12 protein-coding genes and 1 pseudogene are annotated in these 15,842 nt (G+C 68.1%); 8 read left to right on the top strand and 5 right to left on the bottom strand.

Features of this window, described 5'->3' with window-relative positions:
• The 4 genes and pseudogenes from AO398_RS29435 to AO398_RS18045 all read left to right on the top strand — a co-directional run.
• Positions 1–176, top strand: a pseudogene (locus tag AO398_RS29435) (histidine phosphatase family protein); the annotation flags it as partial.
• A gap of 193 nt (positions 177–369) precedes the next feature.
• Positions 370–4,458 (top strand): Pls/PosA family non-ribosomal peptide synthetase, encoded by a 4,089-nt coding sequence (locus AO398_RS18055; RefSeq protein WP_058193474.1) that lies wholly within the window; start codon positions 370–372, stop codon positions 4,456–4,458.
• Positions 4,459–4,620: 162 nt separating this feature from the next.
• Entirely contained in the window at positions 4,621–5,769 is a 1,149-nt protein-coding gene (locus AO398_RS18050) for a GGDEF domain-containing protein (protein ID WP_058193473.1), read from the top strand.
• A gap of 60 nt (positions 5,770–5,829) precedes the next feature.
• Complete coding sequence (locus tag AO398_RS18045; RefSeq protein ID WP_058193472.1) at positions 5,830–6,036, top strand: SlyX family protein; 207 nt, start codon at positions 5,830–5,832, stop codon at positions 6,034–6,036.
• 43 nt (positions 6,037–6,079) lie between these two features.
• Here AO398_RS18045 and AO398_RS18040 read toward each other — a convergent pair whose 3' ends face one another.
• Together AO398_RS18040 and AO398_RS18035 are read right to left on the bottom strand one after the other, a co-directional pair.
• Complete coding sequence (locus tag AO398_RS18040; RefSeq protein ID WP_058193471.1) at positions 6,080–7,513, bottom strand: NAD-dependent succinate-semialdehyde dehydrogenase; 1,434 nt, start codon at positions 7,511–7,513, stop codon at positions 6,080–6,082.
• Positions 7,514–7,614: 101 nt separating this feature from the next.
• Positions 7,615–8,403, bottom strand: a complete 789-nt coding sequence (locus AO398_RS18035) for a class II glutamine amidotransferase (RefSeq protein ID WP_058193470.1) — start codon at positions 8,401–8,403, stop codon at positions 7,615–7,617.
• Between the two features lie 320 nt (positions 8,404–8,723).
• Here AO398_RS18035 and AO398_RS18030 point away from each other — a divergent pair, with 320 nt between their 5' ends.
• Positions 8,724–9,116 (top strand): response regulator, encoded by a 393-nt coding sequence (locus tag AO398_RS18030; protein ID WP_058193469.1) that lies wholly within the window; start codon positions 8,724–8,726, stop codon positions 9,114–9,116.
• Between the two features lie 402 nt (positions 9,117–9,518).
• Here the strand turns inward: AO398_RS18030 and rpsU are convergent, their stop codons facing one another.
• A complete protein-coding gene (gene rpsU / locus AO398_RS18025; protein WP_058193468.1) occupies positions 9,519–9,854 on the bottom strand; it encodes a 30S ribosomal protein S21 in 336 nt (111 codons plus the stop codon).
• Between the two features lie 322 nt (positions 9,855–10,176).
• On the opposite strand from rpsU, the gene AO398_RS18020 reads away from it, so the two are divergent.
• On the top strand, positions 10,177–11,223 hold the full coding sequence (locus AO398_RS18020) for a low specificity L-threonine aldolase (RefSeq protein ID WP_058193503.1): 1,047 nt from the start codon (positions 10,177–10,179) through the stop codon (positions 11,221–11,223).
• Positions 11,224–11,468: 245 nt separating this feature from the next.
• The gene (locus AO398_RS18015; RefSeq protein WP_058193467.1) at positions 11,469–13,082 is read left to right on the top strand and encodes a peptide chain release factor 3; all 1,614 of its coding nucleotides are present in this window, start codon (positions 11,469–11,471) and stop codon (positions 13,080–13,082) included.
• Between the two features lie 129 nt (positions 13,083–13,211).
• Here the strand turns inward: AO398_RS18015 and AO398_RS18010 are convergent, their stop codons facing one another.
• Together AO398_RS18010 and AO398_RS18005 are read right to left on the bottom strand one after the other, a co-directional pair.
• Positions 13,212–13,670 (bottom strand): response regulator, encoded by a 459-nt coding sequence (locus tag AO398_RS18010; RefSeq protein ID WP_058193466.1) that lies wholly within the window; start codon positions 13,668–13,670, stop codon positions 13,212–13,214.
• Positions 13,671–13,678: 8 nt separating this feature from the next.
• Positions 13,679–14,146: a BLUF domain-containing protein gene (locus AO398_RS18005; RefSeq protein ID WP_058193502.1), complete on the bottom strand. Its 468-nt coding sequence runs from the start codon at positions 14,144–14,146 to the stop codon at positions 13,679–13,681.
• A gap of 297 nt (positions 14,147–14,443) precedes the next feature.
• On the opposite strand from AO398_RS18005, the gene AO398_RS18000 reads away from it, so the two are divergent.
• Positions 14,444–15,823: a flagellar hook-basal body complex protein gene (locus tag AO398_RS18000; RefSeq protein ID WP_058193465.1), complete on the top strand. Its 1,380-nt coding sequence runs from the start codon at positions 14,444–14,446 to the stop codon at positions 15,821–15,823.
• The last annotated feature ends 19 nt before the right edge of the window (positions 15,824–15,842 follow it).

The raw sequence follows: 15,842 nt of genomic DNA, 5'->3' as shown, positions 1-15,842 counted from the left end.
GGGTCGGCCCGGTCCTGGCCGATCTGCAGGGGGATGCCGTGGCGGTCGCCCATGGTGGTGTGGCACGCGCGGCCCTGGTCGCCCTGGGCCTCCTCGACGTCTACGCCGCGCCCCGCCTCGGCATCCGCCAGGGCGAGGTGCTGGTCCTGGAGCCGACCGGCTGGCGCTGGGCTTGAGCATCCCTCGCGGGAGCCGCGCCGCACCCTCGCGTGCGGCAGGAGACATCCCGGTCGCCGTGCGTTTTGATAGACACGCTGCGCCGCCCTTCACCCACGGTTCAAAGCCGCCTCGATAACGGCATGATCGGCTGGCTATAGGGCGGCCGCCACGGTATGCGCCGCCCTGTTCGGTCGGTTAGCGGAGCAGCGGATGAGCGACGTCGCCGAGAAGACCCGGTCCGGACCGGCCGCCGAGGCGCGTGAGCGTCCGGCGGATGGGGCGGCCGTGCTGCGTGGCGCCCACCGCCCCGACCTGATCCGCGACGAGGTGCTGGCCGACATCTTTCTGGCCTCGGCGCACGCCCGGCCTGAGCATCCCTGCCTCGTCGATGGCGCCCGCGTGGTTGCCGGGGGTGTCCACCCGAGCCTGACCTATGCCGAGGTCGCCGCCCGCGCCGGGCGGATCGCAGCCGGGCTCGCCCATCGCGGCATCGGCCCCGGGGACGTGGTCGGTCTGTGGATGGCCCGCGGCCCGGACCTGCTGGTCGCCCAGATCGGCATCACCCTGTCGGGCGCCGCGTGGCTGCCCTTCGACGCCGAGGCGCCGGCCGACCGGGTCGGGGTCTGCCTGACCGATTCCGCCGCCAAGGCGCTGCTGGTCTCGCCGGCGCTGGCCGCCGCCGCGCCCGATGCGGCGCCCGCCCTGACCCCGGCCGATCTCGACGCGGCGACACCTGCGGATGCGCCGGTGCCGGATCCCCGGGCCGCCGGCCTGACGCCGGAGCATCCCGCCTATCTGATCTACACCTCCGGCTCGACCGGCGTGCCCAAGGGCATCGTCATCAGCCACGCCAACATCTGTCACTTCCTCCGTTCGGGAAACGCGCTCTACGGCATGCGTGCCGATGACATCGTGTTCCAGGGTGCGTCGGTCGCCTTCGACCTGTCGATGGAGGAGATCTGGGTCCCATATCTCGTTGGCGCGACCCTGTTCGTGGCGAGCCCGGCCATGATGGGCGACGTCGAATCCCTGCCGGGTATCCTGGAGGCCGAGCGGATCACGGTGCTCGACACCGTGCCGACCCTGCTGGCAATGATCTCCGGCGACCTGCCGACCGTGCGCCTGGTCCTGCTCGGCGGCGAGGCCCTGCCCGAACCGCTGGTCGCCCGCTGGGCCAGCGGCACCCGCCAGCTGTTCAACACCTATGGGCCGACCGAGGCGACCGTGGTCGCCACCGCGGCTGAGATGCGGCCCGGCGAGCCCGTTACGATCGGCGGCCCGATCCCGAACTATTCGGTCTACGTCGCCGGCGAGGATCTGAGCCTGCTCGGCCGAGACCAGCAGGGTGAGCTGCTGATTGGCGGTCCCGGCGTCGCCCGGGGCTACCTGGCGCGGCCCGAGCTGACCGCGGAGAAGTTCATTGCCAACCCGTTCGCCTCGGACGGGACCGACCCGATCCTCTACCGCTCGGGCGACGCGGTCTCGCTGGATGCCGCCGGCCGGATCGTGTTCCACGGCCGCATCGACGACCAGGTGAAGATCCGCGGCTTCCGGGTCGAACTCGGCGAGATCGAGGCGCGGATCCGCAGCGTGCCGGACATCAACCAGGCGGCGGTGGTGCTGCGCCAGGATGACGGCGTCGACCGGCTGGTGGCCTTCCTGATCCCCGAGCGCGGCCGGTCCGTCGACACCGCTACCTTACGCCGGACGCTCGCCGGCCAGATGCCGCCCTACATGGTGCCCGGCCATTTCGAGCTGGCCGAGACCCTGCCGCGCCTGACCTCCGGCAAAGTCGACCGCAAAGCCCTCAAGATCGCCCCGCTCACGGTCGTCTCCGCCGACAGCGAGCAGGAGCCCCCCGCCAACGAGACCGAGGCGGCTCTGGTCGCCGCGGCCAAGCAGGTCTTCGGCAACCAGCCGATCCCGCTGGAGGGCGATTTCTTCGCCGATCTTGGCGGCCATTCGCTGCTGGCCGCCCGCTTCGTCTCGGCGGTGCGCGAGGCGCCCGCGCTCGCCGGCATCACCCTGCCGGACGTCTACGCCCTGCGCACCCTACGGGCGATGGCCGACGCGTTGATCGCCCGCACCGGTGGCATGGGCGCGGCGGCCTCCGTGCGCGACCTGAGCTTCGAGCCGCCGCCGCTGCTGCGTCGGGCCCTGTGCGGGCTGGCTCAGGCCGTCGCGCTGCCGATCGTCATCACCCTCTCCACCGCCCAGTGGCTCGGGATCTTCGTTACCTACCTGCTGCTCACCGGCGGCGGCCTCAGCTTCTTCGCCGAGCTGGGCGTGCTGCTGCTCGTCTACATTGCGATCAACGGCGTCACCGCGGTGATCGCGGTCGCGGGCAAGTGGCTGATCCTGGGCAGGACCAAACCGGGCCGCTACCCGCTCTGGGGGGTCTACTACTACCGCTGGTGGCTGGCGCAGCGCCTGGCGCCCCTGGTCCACGTGAAGTGGCTCCAGGGCTCGCCGGCGATCTCGGTCTACCTCCGCCTGATGGGCGCCAAGGTCGGGACCGACGCGCTGATCTCCGATATCGAGATCGGCGCCCCCGACCTGCTCACCATCGGCGACGGCGCGTCGCTCGGCGGCCGCCTGGTCATCGCCAATGCCGAGATCGTCGGCAACGAGCTGGTGATCGGCGCGGTCGAGATCGGGGCGGATGCGGCCATCGGCACCTCCTGCGTCATCAGCCACGACACGGTGATCGGCGCCCGGGCCGAGATCGCCGACCTGACCACGATCCCGACCGGCACCCGGGTCGGGCCGGCCGAGATCTGGGACGGCTCGCCCGGCCGAAAGGTCGGCATGGCCGATCCGTCGGAGCTGCCGGCGCCCGCCGAGGCCTCGTGGTCCCGCCGCGCCGCCTTCGGGGTGGCCTATACCGTGCTGCTCGGGGCGATCCCGGCGGTCGGGCTGCTCCCGATCTTCCCGGCCTTCTTCATCTTCGACCAGATCTCGGATTCGCTCTCCGACATCACCGACATCGACTACCATTGGTACCTGCCGATCCTGACCTGGCCGACCGCCATGCTGATGACCGCCGGCACGGTGCTGCTGATCGCCGGCATCCGCTGGATCGTGCTGCCCCGCGCCCGCTCGGGCACCCACTCGGTCCACTCGCTGTTCTATCTGCGCAAGTGGTCTCTGGCCCTCGCCGTCGAGGTGACGCTGGAGACGCTCTCGTCGCTGTTTGCCACCGTCTACATGCGGGCCTGGTACCGGCTCATGGGCGCCCATATGGGCCACGGTGCCGAAATCTCGACCAATCTCGGCAGCCGCTACGATCTCGCCGAAGTCGGGGCGAAGAACTTCGTCGCCGACGAGGTCGTCTTCGGCGAGGAGGAGATCCGGCGCGGCTGGATGCATCTCGCCGTGGCGCGGACCGGCGCGCGGGTCTTCGTCGGCAACGACGCGGTCGTGCCGCCGGGGGCCGACATCCCGGACGACGTGCTGATCGGCATCAAGTCGAAGCCGCCGGCCAACGACGCCATGAGCCCCGGCGAGACTTGGTTCGGCTCGCCGCCGATCCGGCTGCCCGCCCGCCAGAAGGTCGATCTCGGCTCCAACGCGCAGACCTACGAGCCCGGGATGTGGCCCAAGGTCCGGCGCGGCGTGTTCGAGGCCTTCGCGACCTCGTTCTCGCCGATGCTCTACATCACCCTCGCGATCACGGCGATCGACTGGTACTTCTATCCGGCGATCCTGGAGAAGGACTGGACGGGGCTGGCCGTCAGCTTCGTCACCGCCAGCGTCTGCATCGCGCTGATTCAGTCCAGTGCCGTCATCGCGATGAAGTGGCTGCTGATGGGCGTCTACAAGCCCGGCATGCAGCCGATGTGGTCCTGGTGGGCGATGCGCACCGAGGCGATCGCGGTGGCCTATTGGGGCCTGGCCGGCAAGGTGTTGCTGGAGCACCTCCAGGGCACGCCGTTCCTGCCCTGGGCACTGCGCCTGTTCGGCGTGAAGGTCGGCCAGGGCGTGTGCATGCTCACCACCGACATCACCGAGTTCGACTGCGTGTCGATCGGCGACTACGCCACGATCAACCGCGTCTCGGCGCTGCAGACCCACCTGTACGAGGACCGGATCATGAAGATCGGCCGCGTCGTGGTCGGCCGCGGTGTGTCGGTCGGGTCGTTCGCGACGGTCCTGTACGACACCAAGGTCGGCGACTACGCCCGGCTGCGCCCGCTCACCATCGTGATGAAGGGCGAGTCGATCCCCGCCAACACGGAATGGGAAGGCGCGCCGGCCGTACCGGTGATCCACGCCGCCAAAGCAGTTGCGGCCGCATGAACGGGGCCTGCGGCCGCACCCGCGACCGTAACGAACCGACGTTACAAGCGTGAACGCGCCATTTTCGTCGCTCTGCTGCTAAAACCGCGCTGACATGCCTCGTGCAGTGGAGAATACCGGATCACCCATGCTATCGTCTCAGGTGGAGACTGATAGAAAGCCGTGCATCTCGATCCAGCCACCCTGCTGATCGTTAGTTCCGTGATGACCTTGCTGGTCGGCACGCTGTTCATGCTGTCGTGGCGGCAGGCGCTATCTTCCCGCGCCCTGGCGCTCTGGGGTGTGGCGCACATTCTCGGCGCCAGCCGCCCGGGCGGCCTCGCCCTGCGCGGCCAGATCCCCGACCTCGTGTCCATCGCGGTGTCCAACGCCGTCGTTCTGGCGGCCTATGGGCTGATCTGGAGCGGCGTCCGCTCGTTCGAGGGGCGACCGATCCGGATCGACCTGGCTCTCGCGGGAGCGGCGATCTGGTGCGTGCTCTGCCTGGAGCCGAACTTCTACGGATCAATCGAAGCCCGGATCATCTATGCGTCCGCGGTGGCGGCCGTCTATTCCGGTGATGCGGCCGTGGAGTTCTGGCGCGGGCGCCGGGAGCGTCTGGCCTCGCGCGTGGTAGCCGTGACCACGCTCGGGTTGCACGCCGCCTTCTACCTCCTGCGGATCCCCTCGACCCTGCTGGCGCCGCCGCCTCCGAGGCTGAACCCGCTGACCTCCCCCTGGGTGGCGATCCTGTGCTTCGTCACGCTACTGTTCTCGATCGCGCTGGCCTTCACCTGCATGGCCCTCGTTAAAGAGCGGGCCGAGCGCGAGCAGCGCATCGCCGCTTCGACGGACCCGCTGACTGGCGTCGCCAACCGGCGGGCCTTCGCGAGCGCCGCGCAGGCGGCCCTTGCCAGCCACCGGCACGCAGCCCTGCTGCTGTTCGACCTCGACCGGTTCAAGGCAGTCAACGACATCCACGGCCATGCCGTCGGTGACGCGGTGCTGATGGGCTTCTGTGCCATGGTCGCATCATTGCTCCCCCGGGAGGCCATGCTTGGCCGGCTCGGCGGCGAGGAATTCGCCTGCCTGCTGCCCGACGCTTCTCCCGCCGAGGCACTGGCGCGGGCCGAAGAGCTGCGGCGGACCTTCGCCGGATTGGCGGTGCCGGAATTGCCGAGCCTGCGGGTCACGGTCAGCATCGGGATCGCGCTGGCTCGGAACGGGTCCGATTTCGAGATGCTGATGCGGCGGGCCGACGCCGCGCTCTACGTCGCCAAGCATGGAGGCCGCGACCGGGTCGCGGTGGCGGATCTCGAACACGCCGCCTAGCGGATCGCTGTCGGAGATCCGCCGCGGATGCGCTATCGCGGGCCGGACTGGAGACCGGCCATGGACGAGCCCACCCGCATCGATCGCCTGGAGATGCGCCTCACCGAGCAGGATTCGACGATCGAGGACCTGAACCGCACCGTGACGGAGCAGTGGCGGGTGATCGACCGGCTGGTCCGCCAGGTCGATGCATTGCGCGATCAGGTGGAGGAGGCGGCGGCGCGGTCCGCTGCGCGGCGGCCCGAACCGCCGCCGCCGCATTACTGATGCGGTGTGGCGCGCCGCTTCAGGCGACGCGCCGGTTCTCATCCTAAAAATTCGCCTGGGTGACGAACTTGGTCACGAGGTAGGCGTCGAGCGCCTCCGAGCCGCCCTCGCTGCCGTAGCCGGATTCCTTGACGCCGCCGAAGGGCGTCTCCGGCACTGCAAGGCCGTGGTGGTTGATTGAGATCATCCCGCTCTCCACCGTGTTCGACACCCGCGCGGCCCGCTCGGCCGAGCGCGTATAGGCATAGGCGGCAAGCCCGTAGGGCAGGCGGTTGGCCTCGGTGAGCGCCTCCTCGTCCTCCGAGAAGCGGTTGATCATCGCCACCGGGCCGAACGGCTCCTCGTTCATCATCCGCGCGGTCAGCGGCACCTCGGTGAAGACGGTCGGCTCGAAGAAGTTGCCGCGATTGCCGATACGCTTGCCGCCAGCCCGCAGCGAGGCTCCGGCCGATTCGGCGTCGGCGGTGAGCGCCTCGATGGCTTCCAGGCGGCGCCCGTGGATCAGCGGGCCCATCTTGGTATCGGGATCGAGGCCGTCGCCCACCTTCGCGCTCTTGGCGTAGCTGGTGAAGCCCTCGACGAACCGGTCGAACACCGAATCATGCACAAGGAACCGGGTCGGCGACACGCAGACCTGGCCGGCATTGCGGAACTTCGACGGGGCAAGGACGGAAACGGCCTTCTCCACATCGGCATCGCCGAACACGATCACCGGGGCATGGCCGCCGAGTTCCATGGTGGCGCGCTTCATGTGCTCTCCGGCCAGCGCCGCGAGCTTCTTGCCGACCACCGTCGAGCCGGTGAACGAGATCTTGCGGATCACCGGGTGCGGGATCAGGTAGGCCGAGATCGTCGCCGGGTCGCCGTAGACCAGCGACAGGGCGTCTCCCGGAATGCCGGCGTCGAGAAAGGCGCGGACCAGCGCGGCGCAGCTCGCCGGCGTATCTTCGGGGCCCTTCAGGATTACCGTACAGCCGGTGCAGAGCGCCGCCGAGATCTTGCGGACCGCCTGGTTGATCGGGAAGTTCCAGGGCGTGAAGCAGGCCACGGGTCCGACCGGCTCGCGCAAGACCGCTTGCAGCACGCCGTCGGCGCGGGCCGGGATGACGCGGCCATAAGCGCGCTTACCCTCCTCGGCGAACCAGTCGATGATGTCGGCGGCGGCCAGGGTCTCGACCCGCGACTCGGCCAGCGGCTTGCCCTGCTCCTGGGTCATGATGCGGGCGATCTCGTCGACGCGGCTGCGCAGCAGGTCGGCGGCTTTGCGCATCAGCTTGCCGCGCTCGAACGGCGACACCTTGCGCCAGATCGGGAAGGCGCGGGCGGCCGCGTCCAGGGCCTCGTCGAGGTCCGCCGTGGTGGCGACGGCGCACTGGCCGATCGTCTCGCCCGTGGCCGGATTCAGAACGCCCAGGGTCTCCCGGTCGGCGCCCGCGCGCCAGCGTCCGGCAATGTGAAGCTCGGTATCCGGATACATCGGTCAATTCCCGCCCGGCCGCATCGTCGGCCGTCGCCGACATGTGGCAACGTGGCGCGGATCGGCAATCCCGCTCCGGGCATGGCTGAGGCCGGATCCGCTCAGGCGGCGCGGGAGCGGATGGTGTCAGGGGGGGTGACCACGGTGGCGCTGCCGTGCCGGGCGCGAAGGGTGCCGCCCTTCGGGACGACCTGCCAGCCCTCGCGGCAGCCGTCGATCGGCTCGGACACGACGACGATCCCGCCCGGACCATCGCGGAAGTACAAGCTCGGGGGCCGGCCGTCGCAGGCCCAGCGATAGGCGGTGAGTGTCTCGCCGTCGGTCAGCAGCGCGGTGAAGCGCAGCGGCTCGCAGACGCCCGCTTCTTTCATCAGCCCGCGGACCGTTTCCAGGGTCCGGGCCATGGCACCGATCGGATCCTGCTCCAGCCCGTTGGCCAGCGCCAGCAGGAAGAGTGCCTCGGAATCGGTGCTCCCGCGCCGGTTATCGTAGAACGTGTCCGGGATCAGGGCCTCGAGCCGCCGCTTGATGCGGTGATAGCCGCCGATCTGGCCGTTATGCATGAACAGGTGCCGCCCGTAGACGAACGGGTGGCAATTCGCCCGCGCCGTGGCAGTGCCGGTGGACGCGCGCACATGGGCGAAGAAGGTCCGGGCGCGGACCTGGCCGCAGAGGTTGACGAGATTCTCGTCCGACCAGGCCGGGGAGATGTCGCGATAGACACCGGGTTCCGGGCGCTCGCCGTACCAGCCGATGCCGAAGCCGTCGCCGTTGGTCTCGGTCTTCCCTTCGTCGGCGTGCAGGGATTGATGCACCAGCGAATGCGTCGGTGCGCAGACCAGGTCCGAGAGAAAGACCGGCTCACCGCTATAGGCGAGGAAACGGCACATATCGGACGACGATCCTTCTTTGGTTCTCGCGCGACCCGCTTGAGGTCATGTCGGAACGGAACGGGCGGCGGCGAATGAGATTAACAGTCGGTCCACACGGGTGAACAGGTTCTTAACCGAAACCCGGCTGCGCCATTTTCGGGCGTTCCGGATAAAAATGACACCGCCTGATTGCAGAGCAGGCAGGTGCCACTCAACCAATAGGTCACTTGTGAGCCGGCTCTTGGCAGGCCAGCATGGCCGAATCGGGGAATCAGCGGTCCATGAATGAGGCCGCGACCCGGAGAGGGGCTTCACGCAACCGAGAGCAGGAGATTTTCATGGATCGCGCCCAGCCCGAGTGTTCCGCCCCCGTGGCCCTTGTCGTGGAGGACGACGCGGCGGTGCGTCACCTCGCGACTGCGGTCCTCGAGGAGAGCGATCTCGGCGTGATTGCCTGCGAGAGCGCCGAGGCTGCGCTCTCTGTGCTGGAACGGTCCGACGTTACCGTCGCCCTTCTCTTCGCGGACATCCGTCTGCCGGGCGCCATGGACGGTGTGTCGCTCGCCCAGGCGGTCGAGCGGCGCTGGCCGGACGTGCGGGTGGTCGTCACCTCCGGTGCGAGCCGCGATGCACGCCTGCCCGACCAGACGGTCTACATGCAGAAGCCCTGGCGGGCGCTCGACGTGCTGGTCCAGGCCGAGCATGCCACGATGGCGGCCAAGGCGGCCTGAAACCGCAGCGCGGCGCGCCTCCTTCCGCTGAGAGGGAGGGGGCCGCGTATCCGGGCTACTTGTAGGCCCGATCGCGTCGCCGACGCTCTGCGTGCAAGATGTCATCCTGCCGAGGCGCACGAGATTGTTGCCGGCGAGAAGGGGTAGCCTCCTCACCGGTCATTGTGAGCGCAGCGAAGCAACCCAGTGCAGCGCGCGATTCCCGAACGTTGCGTTTCCCTGGGGTCCCTTCGCTGCGCTCGCAGTGACAGCGGCGTGCGGCGAACGAACGGGAAACGGGAAGCGCATAGGGTAGCCACGGCATCCGCAGGGCCCATAACCGTCCCATTCCAAGCGATGATCAAACGCAAGAAGCCCGGCCGCTTGCGCGGTCCGGGCTTCTGCCGTTCTGAAAAGAACGTCTTAGGCGACGGGCGTCGGGTTCACCGGAACTTGGCCGGCGGCGTTGCCGCCCTGCGGGCCAGCGGCGGTCGGCGACGGGAAGCGCGGGCGGCGGCTGCCGGCCGGGAAACGGGGCTTCGGCTTCGGAGCGGCGATCAGGCCCTCGCGGATCGCGGTCTTGCGCGCCTGCTTGCGAGCCCGACGGACGGCTTCCGCCTTCTCGCGCGCCTTGCGCACGGACGGCTTCTCATACGCCTTGCGCTGCTTCATCTCACGGAAGATGCCTTCACGCTGCATCTTCTTCTTGAGGACGCGGAGCGCCTGATCAACGTTGTTATCGCGAACGAGTACCTGCAACGGACTTGATCCTCTGGACCTGGATTTGGGGCTCGCGCAGCCCGCCGCCGATCTGGAAACCGGCAACGTCCCTCGCCCGGGAGAACCCGGGAGGGACGGGAACGTCGGTTTCCGAATCGGCGTGGAGCCCACGCCTTGGCGCGCCTTCTACACCAAGCGCGAACCAGTTCCAACATCTTCGCGGCAGCGATCTTCGCAGTGGCCGTATCGAAAGCCGCGGCGGCGGGCCGGATACCGGTTCGACGCGTAGCAGCCCTGCCGGGCTTCGATTTGGGGTGGATCCCGATTGCAACGCGATCGGGCGCGGATCTACGCTGTGCGCATGCAACACGACGACTCGCAGCAATTCGCCAGCGACAATTACTCCGGCATCTGCCCGGAGGCGTGGTCCGCCATGGAGGCGGCCAATCGCGGCCACGCACCGGCCTACGGCGAGGATGCCTGGACGAAACGAGCCGCCGACGCGTTCCGCGATCTGTTCGAGACCGAGTGTGAGGTGTTCTTCGCCTTCAACGGCACCGCCGCGAATGCCCTTGCTCTGGCCTCGCTGTGCCAATCCTATCACAGCGTGATCTGCGCCGATTCGGCCCATGTCGAGACCGACGAGTGCGGCGCGCCGGAATTCTTCTCCAACGGCTCCAAGCTGCTCACGGTCCGCACCGAGGGCGGCAAGCTCACCCCGGAGGCGATCCGCGGGCTCGCCACCAACCGCAACGACATCCATTTCCCGCGGCCGCGGGTGGTGACGATCACGCAGCCGACCGAGACCGGGCAGGTCTACACGCTGGCCGAGCTGCGGGCGCTGTCTGCGACCTGCCGCGAGCTCGGCCTCGCGCTGCACATGGACGGCTCGCGCTTCGCCAATGCCTGCGCCAGCCTCGGGTGCAGCCCGGCCGACATGACCTGGCGGGCCGGAGTGGACGTGCTGTGTTTCGGCGGCACCAAGAACGGCATGCATGCCGGCGAGGCGGTTGTGTTCTTCGATCCGAAGCTCGCCGAGGATTTCGGCTTTCGCTGCAAGCAGGCCGGCCAGCTTGCCTCGAAGATGCGCTTCCTCGCCGCCCCCTGGGTCGGCATGCTGGAGAGCGGCGCCTGGCTGCGCAACGGCGCCCATGGCAATGCCTGTGCCCGCCGCTTCGCCGAATCCGTTGCGCACCTGCCGGGGATCCGCGCGCTGTTCCCCGTGGAGGCCAACGCGGTTTTCCTGGCGATGCCGGCCGCGACCATGGAGCGGCTGCGGGCCCGGGGCTGGCGCTTCTACACCTTCATCGGTGGCGGGGCGCGATTCATGTTCGCCTGGGACGCCGCGACGGCGCGCGTGGACGCCCTGATCGCCGATCTGCGGGCGCTGGCGGCCGAGGCGGCATAAGATCGGGTTTCCAATGGGCTCTGCCCTTTGGCGGGTTATCAGGGTCGAGCCCTGATGAAGACGAAGGGCTCCGCCCTTCACCCGCACACGGTCGAAGGACCTTTTGAAACCGGGACTTGGATCCGCCGGGTCGGCGGGTTCTTTGCCAATACCGGGCCGTGCCGCTACACGATCCCAAGACCGTCACCCGAGACCGCGCGCCGGGCGACGCCCCTCACGTTTGGCCGACCCAGAGCGTTCGCTCCATGCTGATGCAGACCAAGACCGAAGCGAAGCCGGCCGATCCGGTTGCGCGGCGGCGCACCTTCGCGATCATCTCGCACCCGGATGCGGGCAAGACCACGCTGACCGAGAAGCTGCTGCTGTTCGGCGGCGCGATTCAGCTCGCCGGCGAGGTCAAGGCCAAGCGCAACCGGGTCTCGACCCGGTCCGACTGGATGGGCATCGAGAAGGAGCGTGGCATCTCGGTCGTCACCTCGGTGATGACCTTCGAGTACGGCGACTGCGTCTTCAACCTGCTCGACACGCCGGGCCACGAGGACTTCTCCGAGGACACCTACCGGACGCTCACTGCGGTCGATTCGGCCGTGATGGTGATCGACGCCGCCAAGGGCATCGAGGCGCGCACCCGAAAGCTGTTCGAGGTGTGCCGGCTGCGCGACATCCCGATCGTCACCTTCGTCAACAAGCTCGACCGCGAGGCCCGCGACCCGTTCGAACTCCTCGATGAGATCGAGAAAACGCTTGCCCTCGACGTCGCCCCGGTCACCTGGCCGATCGGCACCGGCCGCAACTTCTCCGGGACCTACGAGCTCGGCGCCAATCGCGTGCGCCGGCTCGACGCTGCCGAAGATGCCGGCATGGTGACGGTGTCCGGCCCCCAGGACCCGCTGTTCGACGAGCTGCTCACCGAGAACGGTGCAGCCGATGCGTGGCGCGAGGAGGTGGAGCTGGCCGAGGGCGGGCTGAAGCCCTTTGACCTCGACGCCTTCCGCGAGGGCCACCTGACGCCGGTGTTCTTCGGATCGGCCCTGCGCAATTTCGGCGTGCGCGACCTGATCGACGGTCTCGCCAAGGTGGCGCCGCCGCCGCGGGGCCAGGATGCCGACAAGCGCCTGGTCGAGCCGAGCGAGCCGCGCATGACCGGCTTCGTGTTCAAGATCCAGGCGAACATGGATCCGAACCACCGAGACCGGATCGCCTTCATGCGGGTCTGCTCGGGCAAGCTCAGCCGGGGCATGAAGGCCCGGCTGGTGCGCACCGGCAAGCCGATCTCGCTCTCGGCACCGCAATTCTTCTTCGCGCAGGACCGCGCCATCGCGGACGAGGCTTTTGCGGGCGACGTGGTCGGCATCCCGAACCACGGCACCCTGCGGATCGGTGACACGCTCACGGAAGGCGAGGACATCGTCTTCCGCGGCGTGCCGAGCTTCGCCCCGGAAATCCTCCGGCGGATCAAGCTCACCGACGCCATGAAGGCCAAGAAGCTGCGCGAGGCACTCCAGCAGATGGGCGAGGAGGGCGTCGTCCAGGTGTTCGTGCCGCAGGACGGCAGCCAGGCGATCGTTGGCGTGGTCGGCGCGCTTCAGCTCGACGTGCTCAAGGAGCGCCTCCAGGCCGAATATGGCCTGCCGGTGGATTACGAGACCTCGCGCTTCTCGGTCTGCCGATGGATCGAGTCGGATTCCGAGATCGAGCTCGACAAGTTCGTGGACAGCCACGGCTCGGCCATGGCGAAAGACCTCGACGGCGCGCCGGTCTTCATGGCGACCACGGCGTTCTCGCTCCGCTACGAGGAGGAGCGCTACCCCGCGGTGCGCTTCACCGACGTGAAGGATTACCAGAAGCGGGCGGCGTGATTTTTTCTGGGGGGGGTAGAGGGTTTTTACCCAACTTAGCCGGCTGAGGGCCGCAGCTTGACCCCAGCGCGTCTCCCTCCCCCCGCAGTGGGGGGAGGGAGGGCGCGTGTCAGTGCCGGACGCGATACCTCAGAACTTCCCCAGCATCGGGAAATCCGCTGTCAGCGTCGATTCCGCCGCCATCGGGGCGTCGCGCTTGCGCGGCTTGCGGTTGAGCACCTGCTTCAGCTTGCTCTTCAGCACCGCCATGTCGAACGGCTTCAGGATGAAGGCGTCGGCCCCCGCCTGGTGGGCGAGGTTGATATCCTCGAAGTCGAAGGACGATTCGGTAAGCATGAAGGGCGTGTTCATCAGCGCGTCGTCGGCGCGGATCTCGCGCAGCAGGGCCAGCCCGTCCATCGGCTCCATGGCAAGGTCGGAGATCACCAGGGCGTAGCGGCGCGTGCGCAGCCGCTCCAGGGCCTCGGCGGCCGTGGTGACCCCTTCGACGTCGGGGAAGCCGATCCGGGTTAGCAGCATCACCACGAGACGCAGGAGCTTCTCCTGGTCGTCGACGATGAGGATCGGGGGCGTATCGCTCTCGGACATCGTTGCGCTCAGATGAAGAGGTGGTCGATGCCCTGGCGGGACATCGCGTCGTTCTGGAGCGCCAGGCAGAGCCCGTGGATCGCTGTCGCCTTCGGGGTGCCGCGCTGGAGCATTGGCAGCAGGTTGGCCTTGGCGAACAGGCCCTCGTTTGTGGCGGTGCGCTGGGCGCTCTTGAAGGAGTGGACGAACTCGCGCTTGGCGATCTCGCGCCACTCGTTGATCTGGACGTCCCGGTGGCGCTGGTCGGCGCTGACCCGGTCGAAGGTCTCGTGCACCGATGAGCGCTCGCCCTCGATCACCTGGCAGGCGAAGTTGCCCTCGATGATCAAAAAGCTGGTGATCACCGAGAACTCGTTCTTCTTCTGAGCGACTCGGCCGATCTCGGTGATCTGCTCCGACCGCTTCGTGGGATCCGCGGACAGATTGAGGCGCGAGAAGTAGATGATGTGGACGAGGCTCGTCCGTTTCGCCCGCATGACCTCTAGATCCGAAATCCGTACCGCATCTGCGCGTTCGGGCAGGACGTGCCCCGCCCAGCCGAGCCCGTGCACGATCTTCGCGCGCGCCGGATAACACCCCGTAAACGTCCGCCGGCCGCCGCACAGATCCGGTCCGCCCCGATCCGGCAGAATCTGCCGGGCCGGCATCTCAGGTCGGCCAGGGCTGCCGGGCCGGTGGCGGCCCGTTCGTTAGGAATCAAGGACTTGGCTCTGGCACGGCGGTTGCGCGCTTGATCCTGCGGGCCAATGCGGCGCGTCTCGGGATCGCATGCCATGGATCTTTTTACCGCCCTGCAGACCTCGGTCTCCGGATTGCAGGCACAGTCCTACGCCATCAGCAACATCTCCGGGAACATCGCGAACTCGCAGACGACCGGATTCAAGCGAATCGACACCAGCTTCGTCGACATGATGTCCGAGACCACGCCGAAGCGTGAGGTCGCCGGCTCGGTCCTGGCCCAGTCGCAGCTGACCAACACGATCGCCGGCAACGTCGTAGCCTCGAGCGTCCCGACCAACATGGCGATCAACGGGAACGGCTTCTTCACCGTGGTGCGGAAGACCGGCGATTCGAACGGCGCCGCGACCTTCAGCGGCACGGACGTCTACACACGTCGGGGTGACTTTGCGCAGGACAAGGACGGCTACCTGGTCAACGGCGCCGGCGGCTACCTGACCGGTACGAATCTCGACCCGGTCACCGGCCAGGCGACCAGCACCGGGCTGCTGAAGATCGGCAACACGTCGCTTCCGGCCCAGCCCACCACGTCGATCGCCTACGCCGCCAACCTCCCGGCGACGCCGGCCACCACCGCGTCCGTCACGTCAGGCTCCGACGTCTACGATCAGCTGCCGACGGCCGTGGTCAAAACCGGGACCGGCGTGACCGGCGTCTCGGTGCCCTCGACCGGGGCCGGGACCTTCGTGAACAACAGCATCGCCGGCCCGTCCATCACCGCCTACACGCAGACCGGCGCACCGGTGACCCTGAGCACGCGCTGGGCGAAGGTGCAGGACGCCAGCACGACGCCAGCGCAGCCCGCGGTCTGGAACCTCTATTACGCCTCGGATCCCTCGGCTTCGGCGAATTCGACGGCCTGGCAGAATGTCGGGACGGCCTTCACCTTCGATTCCACAGGGAAGCTGACCGCGCCGGCGACGAGCCCGGTCGCGCTCGGCAATGTGACGGTGGGTGACTACACCTTCGCGAACATGACCATGAATGTCGGCACGGCCGGCCTGACCCAGTACGCCGACACATCGGGTGCCGTGACCACCAACACGCTGAGTCAGAACGGCAACAGCGCCGGCACGCTGACCAGCGTGGCGATCGGTGATGACGGCAAGATCAACGGCACGTTCTCGAACGGGTCGGTGCTGGCGCTCGCCTCCGTGGGTATCGCGCAGTTCGCCAATCCCGACGGGCTGAAGGCCGATTCGAACGGCAACTACCTCCAGACCGCCGAGTCCGGTCCGGCCCTGGTCGGGCTGAACGGAAGTACGATCACGGGCGCCAGCAATGAGCAGTCGAATACCGACATTGCGAGCGAGTTCTCTAAGATGATCGTAACGCAGCAGGCCTACTCTGCGAACACGCGCGTCATGTCGACGGCCCAGACGATGATGTCTGACCTGCTCAACGTGATCCGCTGAGTGAGGATGCGATCCGAAC

Source organism: Methylobacterium sp. GXS13, assembly GCF_001455965.1.
GTDB lineage: Bacteria > Pseudomonadota > Alphaproteobacteria > Rhizobiales > Beijerinckiaceae > Methylobacterium.
This window is presented reverse-complemented; position numbering and strand designations above follow the sequence as displayed.

What these genes read in the sequence shown, in the direction of transcription:
- AO398_RS18030 (WP_058193469.1), top strand. Translation starts at nt 8,724, where the DNA reads ATGGATCGCGCCCAGCCCGAGTGTTCCGCCCCCGTGGCCCTTGTCGTG.
- AO398_RS18005 (WP_058193502.1), bottom strand. Translation starts at nt 14,146, where the DNA reads ATGCGGGCGAAACGGACGAGCCTCGTCCACATCATCTACTTCTCGCGC.
- AO398_RS18045 (WP_058193472.1), top strand. Translation starts at nt 5,830, where the DNA reads ATGGACGAGCCCACCCGCATCGATCGCCTGGAGATGCGCCTCACCGAG.
- AO398_RS18020 (WP_058193503.1), top strand. Translation starts at nt 10,177, where the DNA reads ATGCAACACGACGACTCGCAGCAATTCGCCAGCGACAATTACTCCGGC.
- AO398_RS18000 (WP_058193465.1), top strand. Translation starts at nt 14,444, where the DNA reads ATGGATCTTTTTACCGCCCTGCAGACCTCGGTCTCCGGATTGCAGGCA.
- AO398_RS18015 (WP_058193467.1), top strand. Translation starts at nt 11,469, where the DNA reads ATGCTGATGCAGACCAAGACCGAAGCGAAGCCGGCCGATCCGGTTGCG.
- AO398_RS18035 (WP_058193470.1), bottom strand. Translation starts at nt 8,403, where the DNA reads ATGTGCCGTTTCCTCGCCTATAGCGGTGAGCCGGTCTTTCTCTCGGAC.
- AO398_RS18055 (WP_058193474.1), top strand. Translation starts at nt 370, where the DNA reads ATGAGCGACGTCGCCGAGAAGACCCGGTCCGGACCGGCCGCCGAGGCG.
- AO398_RS18010 (WP_058193466.1), bottom strand. Translation starts at nt 13,670, where the DNA reads ATGTCCGAGAGCGATACGCCCCCGATCCTCATCGTCGACGACCAGGAG.
- AO398_RS18040 (WP_058193471.1), bottom strand. Translation starts at nt 7,513, where the DNA reads ATGTATCCGGATACCGAGCTTCACATTGCCGGACGCTGGCGCGCGGGC.